Below are 12,847 nucleotides of genomic sequence, written 5' to 3' on the forward strand. Positions count from 1 at the left end.
AAAGCTGCGGAGGCACGGTAACAACTTTTAAATATTGTTTAAAGGTTACGAAATTATTGTAATTGTGAAATTTAATGGTGGGTTGTTTGTAAGGAATTATCGATGTGGCTGGTAAATCGTGGGTTTACTGGCTAGTATGTGGCGTTTTGTGATCGCGCGCACGGAAGCCTGCCCTAATCTGCGAAGAGTTATGTCCTTACCCCATTCTGCTGTACCCGGCGAAGACCGCGTCACCACGGTCCTTAGCTCGCCAAAACTTCTGTTGCGTGAAACGCTGGCGGGCGTCATTACCGCCCTGGCCCTGGTCCCTGAAGTGATCTCATTTTCGGTGGTTGCAGGCGTTGATCCCAAAGTCAGCCTGATCGCCTCCGTGGTGTTGTGTTTTGCTTTGTCTGTGCTGGGCGGTCGTCCGGCGATGGTCACGGCGGCGGCCGGTTCCGTGGCGCTGGTTATTGGCCCGATGGTGCACCAGCACGGCGTGCAGTACATTCTTCCGGCGGTTCTCATGGCGGGGGTGATCCAAATACTGTTTGGCGCACTGGGCATGGCAAGGCTGATGCGCTTTATCCCTCAGTCGGTGATGACCGGGTTTGTTAACGCCCTCGGCATCTTAATTTTCTTTGCTCAGGTTCCGCACTTCTGGAGCCGAAGCCCGTTAATCGTCGGCCTGTTCGTGCTCACGCTGCTTATCGTGCTGTGGGTGCCGCGCTATATCAAAAGCATCCCTTCCCCGCTGATTGCGATAGTGGTGCTCACGTTGTTCACCGTTACCAGCGGGCAAATTCTGCCGACGGTGGGTGATGAAGGCTCGATGAGTGGCGGGTTACCGGGACTGACGCAACTGCTGGTCCCCCTGAACATAGAAACGTTAAGCATTATCTGGCCGTGCGCGTTAAGCATTGCGTTCGTCGGGCTGCTGGAGTCACTGCTAACGGCGAAGCTGGTGGATGAACTGACCGTCACCCCGTCCAGTAAACGCCGTGAAAGCATCGGGTTGGGCGTGGGCAATATCCTGGCCGGGCTCTATGGCGGGATCGCAGGCTGCGCGATGATTGGACAAACCATCGTCAACGTGGAGATGGGGAAAGGCCGAAGCCGTATTTCAACATTAGCGGCTGGTATCGTTTTACTGGTGCTGGTGACGGCGCTGAGCGACGTGATGGCTAAAATTCCGATGGCGGTGCTGGCAGGCATTATGGCGATAGTCGCCATCAGAACCTTCAGCTGGCACAGCATTCAGCCCGCAACGGTAAAAAATGCACCGGTTGCGGAAACCGTCGTGATGCTGGTGACGGTCGCCGCAACGGTATCAACCGGTAACCTGGCGATTGGCGTGCTGGGGGGGATTATCCTCATGGCACTGCTTCCCGCCCGCATTAAACGTCGTCTTAAAGCAGAAAAAGCGTTGCAAGCCCAAGAAAAATAAAGAAACCACCGGTATCGGTGATGGCAGTGATCATCACGCTCGACCCCACCGCGGGGTCGCGCCCCAGCTTGGTCATGGTCAGTGGAATAATGACCCCCATCATCGATGCCACCAGTAAATTCAGCACCATCGCCAGCATCATCACCCCGCCTAAGGCCATATCGTCATACAGCCACCAGGTGATGCCCCCCATAATGCCGCCCCACACCAGGCCGTTGATCAGCGCCACCCCCATCTCCCTGAAGATCAGAAAGGCGAAATTGCCGGGCTGAATATTTTCCAGCGCCAGCGCGCGGACGATCATCGTAATGGTCTGGTTTCCTGTATTGCCGCCAATCCCGGCCACAATCGGCATCAATGACGCAAGAGCCACCAGCTGTGAAATGGTGTGTTCAAAGCCATCGATTACGCGGGAGGCGATAAAGGCGGTACACAAATTAATGGCAAGCCACGCCCAGCGCGTTTTCACCGCCTTACCGACGGAGGCGTGGACGTCATCTTCGGCACTGATCCCCCCGAGCGCGCGCAGGTCGTTATCGGTCTCTTCGTAGACCACGTCAACGATCTCATCAACCGTCAGACGGCCCATCAGCTTGCCGACGGAATCCACGACGGCCGCACTCACGAGGTCGTCACGTTCGAAGGTACGTGCCGCTTTTTCAGCATCGTCTTCAGGAGAGAAGACCATCGGCTCGTTTTCCATCACCTCACTGACTCGCCGCTGGGTGCTGTTAAGCAGGATCGTTTTCAGCTCCAGCTCGCCCAGCAGGGTTTTATCCCGCGAGGTAACGAACAGTTTATCGGTGTTATCCGGCATCTTGCCCAGGCGACGCAGGTAGCGCTGCACGGTACCGAGCGTGACGTCCGGACGCACCGTGATAACGCCAAACTCCATGATCGCGCCGACGCTATTTTTCTCGTAGTGCATCACCTGACGGACACGCGCGCGCTCATCGGCAGGCAGGGAGGCCAGCAGGCGACCGGTCAGGTTACGCGGCAGGTGTTGTACAAGGTAAATCTGTTCGTCGATATCCAGCGTTTGCAGCGCATCGAGAATGTCCCGGTCGCTCATCTCGTCGATCAGGTCATCCCAGACGTTTTCCGAAGCTTCAAGCAGTACCTGCCCGCGCTCGTGATCCTGCACCAGACGCCACAGGGCGTGACGCTCTTCGGAGGGAAGTGCTTCGAGCGTATCCGCCAGATCCGGCGGGGGTAAATGAGCAACCAGCGCACCTACCTCAGCAATATCGTCGGCTAAAGTGCCGACATCATATTGCTCAGCCAGGGTCAGTTTGCCTAATAACGTAGAAGTGACCGCTTTATCGGTCGTGAGAAGCCAGATGAGTCGCGCACGCTCCTGATCGCGCTGCCTGGCGCTGTTTTTCTTTAATACCGACATCAATCATAAATCCATTAAATGAGTTGGCGTTAAGCATAGCGCGAGGATATGTAAATAAGAATAAACAACGGGACGGGATGAAGAAAAAAACGGCATTAAGGCCACGATCTATCCCCTCTCCCTGTGGGAGAGGGTTAAGGTGAGGGCATCAGGCCGTGCGCGCCACCGCATCACGCGAGGCCGCCGCACGCTCGTCACCGGTCAATTCGCTCAGCTTGCCATCGCGCATCTCCAGCAGACGGTCGGCGTGAATGAAGTAGTGATCGTCGTGGCTAATGGCGAAAATGGTTTTGCCCATCTCCTGCATCAGCGGCAGCAGCACCTGATAGAACTCACGGCGGAAGTGGGGATCCTGATCCGCCGCCCATTCGTCCAGCAGAATGATGTCGCGCTCTTCCGCCAGCGCCAGCAGCAGCGCCACGCGCTTCTTCTGCCCTTTAGAGAGCTTCAGGTTGAGAATTTTACCATCCTGAAGCTCCAGCTTGTGCGACATCTGCAGCTGTGCCAGCCATTTTTCCACCAGCACAGGATTGGCCTGCTGCCCTTCAGGGCCGAGCAGCCGATCGAACAGCCAGACGTCGGTAAATACCGCCGAAAAGAGCTTGCGGTAGTCCTCAGGTTTCCCGGCACTCAGCGCCTTACCGTCCAGCAAAATCTCGCCCGACTGCGGCTGGTAGAGTCCGGTGAGCAGCATCGCCAGCGTGGATTTACCGCTGCCGTTACCGCCGATGAGGAACAGCAGTTCGCCGCGGTGAATCGTCAGGTTGACCGGCCCCACGGAGAAGGCGTTGTCCTGATAGCGGAACGTCACGTCGCGCAGCTCCAGCGTCTGCCAGTCCGGGAAGGCTTGCGGGCGCGGGAATTCCGCCTTAAATGGCGCGAGGTCGAATTTTTTGAGCTTGTTAAACGCCACCTGTGCGCTCAGCAAGGTGGGCAATGCGCCGACCGCCGAGAGCAGCGGCGTGCGTAAAAACAGCAGCGTCAGTGAGTAGGTTGCCGCCACGTTGGTGTCCGCCCAGCCCAGGCTGTTCGCCATCCAGAATACCAGGCCAATGGCACCCAGCATCATGATATTTGACCAGTTCACCGCGCTCAGGTGGTAAGTATCGGCGCGGATGATGTGATGCCGATATTCGCGCGCGTCCGGGATATAGAGGTGATTGAAGATATACTCGGCGCGCTCGCGGTTCAGGGTCAGCTCCTTGCGCCCTTCCAGCACCGTCTGGTAATCGTTATACAGTTTATCTTCCGTTTCGCGCAGCACCGCCATGTGTTTATAGACGCGTGACACCAGCACAAAGCCGCCCCAGATGGTAATGGCAATCCACAGAGCGGTCACCGCCAGCATTTTACTGGAGAGCCAGGCAAGATAAGCCGCCGAGCCAAAGGTCAGAATGATCCCCTGCACCAGCTCCGGCAGACGAACAAACGCGATGGTGATAGCCCGCACGTCGCTGGTCAGCCCCGCCAGCAGGGAGGCGCTGCCAAGTTGCTCCACCCGTTCAACCTGAGTGTCCAGGATCCGCTTGATAAATTCGCTGCGCAAACGGAAAACGAAATGGTGGCCGAGCGCGGTTAGCGCCAGCTGAGAGCCAAGCGTAACCGCCATCAACAGCAGCAGCAGGCCGAGAAACTCTGGCAAAACAGAGAGTGAGGTATCGACCATTTCAATCAACCGCACGTTAATAAACGCGATCAGGCCAATACCCAATGCGGCGCTGGCAAGGCTTAACGCCATGACGGCAATGAAGGGCCAGCGATACTGACGCCAGACAAGGAGAAGTAGTTGCATGCAGGCAATCCGGACAATAAAAATCAGCCAGCAGTGTAAACTGCCCGGCGTGTACATCAAGAATAATTCTTATTTTTGTTTACTAAACCCTGCCTGGCGAAACGTCAGGTTAAAACGGTACTCGCCAGTGAGGGGATGCACCCCGGGTTTCAGAGGCTGAATGCCGTGATAATACAGCCGCGATTCCCTGCCCCACACCACCACGTCGCCATGCTCCAGCATAATGCGTTTGAGCGGATCGTTACGGCGTAATCCGCCAAACTGGAAGACGGCAGGAAGCCCTAACGATACCGAGACGATGGGCGCGCGGAGATCGGGTTCATCTTTATCCTGATGCAGGGAGAGTTTCGCGCCGACGGCGTAGCGGTTAATCAGGCAGGCATCCGGTCGGAAGTCAGGATAATCAGCGGCAACGGCAGCCTCGTGGCAGAGAGCCTGAAAAACCGCAGGCATCGGGGGCCACGGCTGGCCGGTCGCGGGATCGTTAGGCGCATACAGGTAGCCTCGTTCATTCGTCGCCCACCCTAATTCGCCGCAGTTCGCCATGGCCACCGACATCGTGTAACCGCCCGGCGTGACCATATGGCGAAACGGGGAAACCGCCGTCACCTCTTCTATACCCGCAAGCAGCGCCGCCGCACGGGAGAGCGCGAAGCGACGCAAAATAACCGCCCCCGGTGCCAGTGGTTCCTGCCAGGGTTCCGCATCCGCAAAAAGATCGAGCATTATCCCTCCTGGCGTTTCGCCTCACGTTTTAGCAATAGCGCTTTTCGCGCCGTCCCCCATCGGTAACCCGACAGTGCGCCATCGTTACGGACAACGCGGTGACAGGGGATCACAATCGCCAGCCTGTTTGCCGCACAGGCTCCCGCGACGGCACGTACCGCGTTGGGTTGTCCAATCGCCTGCGCCACCTGCTGATAACTTGCCGTTTCACCGCAGGGAATTTCACGAAGGGCCTGCCAGACTCGCTGCTGGAACGCGGTTCCGCGTATATCCAGCGGCAGTTCAAGCGGCGCTGCGCGGTTATCAATACTGGCAATCACCTGGTGGATACGCTGCGCGAAGGCATCTTCCTGCGGCGCGGGCTCTGCTTTTGGAAACAGCGTCGCCAGCTCCCCGGCTAATTCGGCATCGTCGTCACCGAGCAATATTGCGCAAATCCCCCGCTCGCTTTCAGCAACCAGACAGCGTCCTAATGAGCAGTCATCGATGGCGTACTGCACCGCCACGTCGCCTTTGCGGTACTGCTTCGCCGTCATACCCAGCGCATCTGTCGCTTTACGATAATAGCTGCTGCTGTCGGGAAAGCCTGCGGCCAGCACGGCATCGGTAACGGTATCCCCCTGGGCAAGCGCCGTGCGCAGACGTTGACCGCGCGCCGCCTGCTGCCAGGCTTTTGGCGTCATTCCGGTAACGGACTTAAACAGCCGGTGGAAGTGAAAAGGACTCATGGCCACCTGCTGCGCCAGACCGTCCAGCGTTAACGCAGGATCCTGCTCCAGAAGGCGACAGGCGTGCTCCACTTTCGCCAGCTTCTGCTGCTGCGGATCGCGTTTATCCGGCATACAGCGCTTGCACGGGCGAAACCCTGCCTCAATGGCATGGTGAACATCAGGATAGAAGTGGACGTTTTTACGCAGGGCGTGACGTGCCCGGCAGGACGGACGACAGACAATCCCCGTCGTTTGCACGGCAAAGACAAACTGATCGTCAGCACGCGGATCGCGAGCCAGTACAGCCTGCCAGCGTTCCTCATCGGTCATATAGGTTGGATTTTTCATCATCAGCTCCTCTTACAAGCATACCTGTAGCGTGCCTGAGTGCCACTGATAAAAAACCCGCAACCTTGCTTTTTAATTTTTGTCGCTCACCAGGAAACTGTTGAACTGCGGCGAGCTCCAGGTTTTAAACTCGTCGCCCTCTTTGGTGATCATATACACCGCCAGCCCTTCCTGACGAACCACCTCTTTCGCTTTTTCCGGGCCGAGGACCATTAAGCCGGTATCCCAGGCATCGGCTTCCAGCGCCGTCGGCGCAATCACCGTCACAGAGACCAGATTATGCGCGATCGGCCGCCCGGTCTGCGGATCAATAACATGCGAGATGCGCTTCCCGTCAAGCTCGTAATAGTTACGGTAACTCCCGGAGGTGCTGATGCCATGTCCGTTGATATCGACTATCGCCTGCACGGCATTTTGCCGATCGGTCGGTTTTTGAATCGCTACGCGCCACGGTTTATCGCTGGCGTTCATGCCCCGGCTGACTAACGCGCCGCCCACGGAGACCAGATAGCGCGAAATGCCTTCCTGCGTCATCAGCGCGGCAAGGTGATCCGCCGCGTAGCCTTCCCCTACCGTCGACAGATCGACAAACAGATCGGGGATATCTTTTTGCAGGTACTGTTGGCCGTACTGATTGATCACCGTCAGATGCTGCAGCCCTGTCCGGGCACGGGCATCATCAATAGCCGCCTGATCGGGCGTCGCCACCGGCTGTTTATTCGGGCCAAATCCCCAGAGATTCACCAGCGGCCCGACGGTCACGTCCATCGCACCGTTGGTTTTATATCCCACGCGAATGGACTCGGTGACGATATCAGCCATCGCTTCACTCACCGGCCACAGAGACGTACTGGTGGAGAGGTTAAAGCGCATCAGCGCCGAGTCATTTTTGTAGGTCGACAGCAGCTGATCGTCGGCGTCCAGCTGAGACTGGATTTTGCCGCGAAGTTCTTCCGTGCGCGTTTTATCGAGATTCATCACGCTGACGCGCCAGAAGGTGCCCATCGTTTTGCCTTCGAGCACCGTGGCAGCGGGTGCGTCGGTTTTCGCCACGGGGGCGGGATCGTTACATGCGGTCAGGAAAAAAAGCATAGCCAGAAAGCTGGCGCGTAAAAAAGTCATATCCATTCATTATTATCCTCATGCCAGGGCGGCAAGAGTACACCAAAACGGGTCAATTGTGAGATCCAAAAACACGCACAAAAAAGGGGCCACCAGGCCCCTAAGTCATACTACGACGCGATTAGAACTGGTAAACCAGACCCAGCGCGACGATATCATCAGTACCGATACCGGCCTGACGGGTGAACTCATTTTCATCAACCAGGTTGATTTTGTAATCCACGTAGGTAGACATGTTTTTGTTGAAGTAGTAAGTCGCACCCACATCAACATATTTCAGCAGATCCTGGTCGCCATACCCTTCGATGTCCTTACCTTTAGACTGCAGGTAAGCCACGGATGGACGCAGGCCGAAGTCGAACTGGTACTGAGCAACCACTTCGAAGTTCTGCGCTTTGTTAGCGAAACCGTAGATATCGCTGCTGCTCTGAGAGTTGCCGAAACGTGTTGCGTTATAAGTCTGAGAGTACTGCGCGGCCAGATAGATGTTGTTGGCATCATATTTCAGGCCACCCGTATAGACTTCGGCGTGATCGCCTTCGCCTTTCAGGGCTGGGTTAGCCGTGTTGTTCTGATCGGCGGTACGTTTGGAAGAAGACATTGCACCACCGATGCTGAAGCCTTCGCCCAGGTTATAGGTCAGGGACGCACCGTAACCGTCGCCGTTCTGTTTCAGGGTGCTACGACCGGTGTCGTTTTCACCGCTTACGCTACCGTTTTTACCCTGATACTGCAGAGCAAAGTTCAGGCCATCCACCAGACCAAAGAAGTCCTGGTTACGGTAGGTTGCCACGCCGTTAGCACGAGATTGCAGGAAGTTGTCTGCACCGTAGGTATCACCACCAAATTCTGGCAGCACGTCAGTCCAGGATGTTACGTCGTAGATCACACCGTAGTTACGACCGTAATCGAAAGAACCCGCTTCAGCGAATTTCAGACCAGCAAACGCCACACGGGTCCAGGCCTGGTTGTCGCTTTCTGTTGTGTTGCCCTGGATCTGGTATTCCCACTGGCCGTAACCGGTCAGCTGATCGTTAACCTGAGTTTCACCTTTGAAGCCAAGACGCATGTAGGTCTGGTCACCGTCGGCACTCTTGTCGTCAGAGAAATAGTGCAGACCATCAACTTTGCCGTACAGATCTAATTTGTTGCCATCTTTGTTATAAATTTCAGCCGCATTTGCTGCGCCTGCTACCAGCAGTGCTGGTACCAGGAGGGACAGTACTTTAACTTTCATTTTATTAACCCTCTGTTATATGCCTTATAATTGCCACTGCTTACTGGCTAACCCTCATTAACCAGTCGGCAATTTCATTCTCCGCAAAATTACAGAATAATCCAATGCGAATATGATACGAAAACTTTGAAGATGTTTCATTCATCTATCAACATGTTTCAAAATGTTAATATCAAGGAACTTTTACAAAGCACAAATAGCTTAGAAAATTAGCATTTATTATCAAAATTAATATTATTCCATTAAATTTCAATGACTTGAGATATAAATCGTTACAGCACTGAATGACAAAACAAGATCGCACCTAATCTCTAAAATAACTCTCGCTATCATCATTAACTTTATTTATTACCGTCATTCAGTTTTGAATGTCTGTTTATCCCTAATTGAGCCGAATGCATCGCATTCGTTTTTTTTTACCCTTCTTTACGTAACTTTTCTTTTTATGTGCTACCAGCACGAAATTGTAACGACTATTAACTAATCCCGTTACGAGGGTCAACCAACGTGCAAAAATTCAGCAGAAACTTAATTTCTTGTTAATTCGTGCTATTTACTGGCGAGAAGTTTCTTTTATTTATACACGCATCGTGAACTTGTACACTTTTAACGCACATCGCCTCTTCCTCAGTGTTCCCTGAAAAAGTCGCCTGTTCCAGGCCAGTGGCGCTGGAAATTCAGGTATTACCCTTTATACTGCCCTATCGCCACAGAGCACGACCATTACGGGTTAAAGATATCAATGAGTCAGACTGAAACTACCGCCCCGAGCAAATTCTCCCTTCTTCCCGGGAGCATCACCCGTTTCTTTCTTCTTTTGATCGTTGTGTTATTAGTCACCCTGGGCGTGATGGTGCAGAGCGCGGTAAACGCCTGGCTGAAGGACAAGAGCTACCAGGTGGTTGATATCACTCATGCCGTCCACAAGCGCATTGATACCTGGCGCTACGCCACCTGGCAGATTTACGACAATATTGCCGCAGCGCCTGCAAGCGCATCGGGGGATGGGCTTCAGGAGACCCGGCTTAAGCAGGATGTCTACTATCTCGAAAAACCGCAGCGTAAGACTGAGGCGCTTATCTTTGGCTCTCACGACAGCGCAACGCTTGAGATGACGCAGCGTATTTCAACCTATCTGGATACCCTCTGGGGTGCCGAGACGGTGCCGTGGTCGATGTACTATCTGAACGGTCAGGACAACAGCATGATCCTGATCTCGACGCTGCCATTGAAAGATCTCTCTTCTGGTTTTAAAGAGACGACCGTTGGCGGCATTGTCGATTCCCGCCGTGCAGAAATGCTGCAGCAGGCGAATGCCCTTGATGAGCGTGAAAGTTTCTCATCGCTGCGCCGCCTGGCCTGGCAAAATGGTCACTATTTTACCCTGCGTACCACGTTCAACCAGCCGGGACATCTGGCGACGGTCGTGGCGTTTGATTTGCCTATTAATGATTTGATCCCGCCGGATATGCCGCTCGACAGCTTCCGTATGGAGCCAGACAGCAGTACCCAGAACATGCGCGCGGCGTCCGACAAAGAGGCCGCAGAGAGCGTCACCATCTCCTTTAACGGCTCGAAAATTGAAATTGCCTCGTCACTGAACTCAACCGGCATGCGCCTGGTGTGGCAGGTACCGTTTGGCACCCTGCTGCTCGATACCCTGCAAAATATTTTGCTGCCGTTGCTGCTGAATATCGGCCTGCTGGCGCTGGCCCTGTTTGGCTACAGCACCTTTCGCTTCCAGCCGGGACGTCAGAGCGACGCCTCTGCGGTCACCGCGGGCAACACGAATGAACTTCGCGTGTTACGCGCGCTCAATGAAGAGATTGTTTCCGTGCTGCCGCTGGGCGTATTAGTCCACGATCAGGAAGCGAACCGCACGGTGATGAGCAATAAAATTGCAGACCATCTGCTGCCGCATCTTAACCTGCAGAACATCACCACCATGGCGGATCAGCACCAGGGGGTTATTCAGGCCACCATCAATAATGAACTGTACGAGATCCGTCAGTTCCGCAGTCAGGTAGCCCCACGCACGCAAATCTTCATTATCCGCGACCAGGATCGCGAAGTGCTGGTGAATAAGAAACTCAAGCAGGCGCAAAGGCTGTATGAGAAGAACCAGCAGGGGCGCGCCGCCTTTATGCAGAATATTGGCGACGCCTTCAAACAGCCATTAAAAACGCTGGCAACCCAGGCGGCGGCGTTAAACACCTCTGAAAGCCACCAGCTTGCCTGCCAGGCCGACTCGCTGGTTCGTATGGTGGATGAGATCCAGTTAGCGAACATGCTGGAGAATGATTTCTGGAAAGGTACGCCTTCCCTCTTCTCCATTCAGGATCTGATCGATGAAGTGGTTCCGGAAGTCCTGCCGGTGATCAAGCGTAAAGGTCTGCAGCTGCTGATCAACAACCATTTACCGGCAAATGACGAACGCCATGGCGATCGCGAAGCGCTACGTCGCATTCTGCTGATGATTATTCAGTATGCCGTGACCACCACGCAGATCGGCAAGATCACCCTCGAAGTGAGCACCGACGAGTCGGCAGAAGATCGCCTGACGTTCCGCATTCTGGACACCGGGGAAGGCGTCACGACGAGTGAAATTGATAATCTGCACTTCCCGTTCCTGAATGACACACAAAGCGATCATTACGGTAAGGCTAACGCCCTGACCTTCTGGCTGTGCGATCAGCTGGCGCGTAAACTCGGCGGCCACCTGAATATCAAAGCACGTGAATCGCTCGGCACCCGCTACTCTCTGCACGTGAAAATGGCCGTCAATCCGCAGGAAGAAGATGAAGAGCGCCTGCTGGATGACGTGGTGGCGATGGTGGATGTGACCTCAAACGAGATCCGCAACATCGTGGTGCGTCAGTTAGAAAACTGGGGCGCGGCCTGCATCACGCCGGATGAACGACTGGCAAGTCAAGAATTTGATCTGTTTTTAACGGATAATCCGTCTAATCTTACTGCCTCGGGCTTGCTTTTAAGCGATGATGAGTCAGGCGTGCGGAAAATCGGCCCTGGCCAGCTGCGCGTCAACTTTAATATAAGCAATGCGATGCAGGAAGCTGTACTACAACTAATAGAAGAGCAGCTGGCGCAGGATGAGATAACGGAATCCCCGTTAGGCGGCAATGAAAACGCCGAGCTTCACGCCAGCGGATACTATTCACTCTTTGTTGATACAGTACCAGATGATGTTAAGCGGTTGTATACTGAGTCCGCTGCGAATGATTTTGCAGCGCTGGCGCAGACAGCACACCGGCTTAAAGGGGTGTTTGCCATGCTTAATCTGGTTCCCGGCAAGCAGTTATGTGAAACGCTGGAACATCTAATTCGTGAGAAAGATGCCTCTGGCATTGAAAAATACATCAGCGACATTGACGACTACGTCAAAAGCTTGCTGTAGCAAGGTAGCCTTATACATGAACAATATGAACGTAATTATTGCCGATGACCATCCGATTGTACTGTTCGGTATTCGCAAATCGCTTGAACAGATCGAGTGGGTGAATGTAGTCGGTGAATTTGAAGACTCTACAGCACTGATCAATAACCTCCCAAAGCTTGATGCGCACGTGCTCATTACCGATCTCTCCATGCCTGGAGATAAGTACGGTGATGGGATTACGCTCATCAAATATATCAAACGTCACTTCCCGGACATCTCGATCATTGTTCTGACCATGAACAACAACCCGGCGATCCTGAGCGCCGTGCTGGATCTGGACATCGAAGGGATTGTGCTGAAACAAGGCGCACCGACCGATCTGCCAAAAGCGCTCGCTGCGCTGCAGAAAGGCAAGAAGTTCACGCCTGAGAGCGTCTCTCGTCTGCTGGAAAAAATCAGCGCGGGTGGCTACGGTGACAAACGTCTGTCACCGAAAGAGAGCGAAGTTCTGCGCCTGTTCGCTGAAGGTTTCCTGGTGACCGAGATTGCCAAGAAGCTGAACCGCAGTATTAAAACCATCAGCAGCCAGAAGAAATCCGCAATGATGAAGCTGGGTGTGGACAACGATATTGCCCTGCTGAACTATCTCTCCTCCGTGACGCTGAGCGCGACGGACAAGGATTGATCACC

General features: G+C 54.3%; 9 protein-coding genes. 3 read left to right on the forward strand and 6 right to left on the reverse strand.

The genetic code is table 11. The features are described 5' to 3' along the window. Window positions 1-136 precede the first annotated feature (136 nt). On the forward strand, window positions 137-1,426 hold the full coding sequence (locus AAER43_RS15660; RefSeq protein WP_057057719.1) for a SulP family inorganic anion transporter: 1,290 nt from the start codon (window positions 137-139) through the stop codon (window positions 1,424-1,426). Here the strand turns inward: AAER43_RS15660 and mgtE are convergent. The 6 genes from mgtE to AAER43_RS15690 form a co-directional block, all read right to left on the reverse strand. Next, window positions 1,389-2,825 carry a magnesium transporter gene (gene mgtE / locus AAER43_RS15665; protein ID WP_014884601.1) on the reverse strand — a complete coding sequence of 479 codons (1,437 nt, stop codon included), beginning with the start codon at window positions 2,823-2,825 and terminating at the stop codon, window positions 1,389-1,391. The genes AAER43_RS15660 and mgtE overlap by 38 nt on opposite strands. A gap of 148 nt (window positions 2,826-2,973) precedes the next feature. After that, window positions 2,974-4,617, reverse strand: a complete 1,644-nt coding sequence (locus AAER43_RS15670) for a multidrug ABC transporter permease/ATP-binding protein (protein WP_050862946.1) — start codon at window positions 4,615-4,617, stop codon at window positions 2,974-2,976. A gap of 69 nt (window positions 4,618-4,686) precedes the next feature. Continuing rightward, window positions 4,687-5,343, reverse strand: a complete 657-nt coding sequence (alkB, locus tag AAER43_RS15675) for a DNA oxidative demethylase AlkB (protein WP_023330945.1) — start codon at window positions 5,341-5,343, stop codon at window positions 4,687-4,689. Then, on the reverse strand, window positions 5,343-6,401 hold the full coding sequence (gene ada, locus AAER43_RS15680; RefSeq protein ID WP_050862913.1) for a bifunctional DNA-binding transcriptional regulator/O6-methylguanine-DNA methyltransferase Ada: 1,059 nt from the start codon (window positions 6,399-6,401) through the stop codon (window positions 5,343-5,345). The genes alkB and ada overlap by 1 nt, the downstream gene beginning before the upstream one ends. Window positions 6,402-6,473: 72 nt before the next feature. Further along, window positions 6,474-7,529: an FAD:protein FMN transferase ApbE gene (apbE, locus tag AAER43_RS15685; protein WP_045268966.1), complete on the reverse strand. Its 1,056-nt coding sequence runs from the start codon at window positions 7,527-7,529 to the stop codon at window positions 6,474-6,476. A 115-nt stretch (window positions 7,530-7,644) separates the two neighbouring features. Beyond that, window positions 7,645-8,760 carry a porin OmpC gene (locus AAER43_RS15690; RefSeq protein ID WP_014884606.1) on the reverse strand — a complete coding sequence of 372 codons (1,116 nt, stop codon included), beginning with the start codon at window positions 8,758-8,760 and terminating at the stop codon, window positions 7,645-7,647. Between the two features lie 742 nt (window positions 8,761-9,502). On the opposite strand from AAER43_RS15690, the gene rcsD reads away from it, so the two are divergent. Together rcsD and rcsB are read left to right on the forward strand one after the other, a co-directional pair. Continuing rightward, window positions 9,503-12,175 carry a phosphotransferase RcsD gene (gene rcsD / locus AAER43_RS15695; RefSeq protein WP_014884607.1) on the forward strand — a complete coding sequence of 891 codons (2,673 nt, stop codon included), beginning with the start codon at window positions 9,503-9,505 and terminating at the stop codon, window positions 12,173-12,175. A gap of 16 nt (window positions 12,176-12,191) precedes the next feature. Continuing rightward, on the forward strand, window positions 12,192-12,842 hold the full coding sequence (gene rcsB / locus AAER43_RS15700; RefSeq protein WP_003859405.1) for a response regulator transcription factor RcsB: 651 nt from the start codon (window positions 12,192-12,194) through the stop codon (window positions 12,840-12,842). Window positions 12,843-12,847: the final 5 nt, after the last annotated feature.

The organism is Enterobacter sp. FUJ80071, from assembly GCF_038739915.1.
Classification (GTDB): Bacteria; Pseudomonadota; Gammaproteobacteria; order Enterobacterales; family Enterobacteriaceae; genus Enterobacter; species Enterobacter kobei.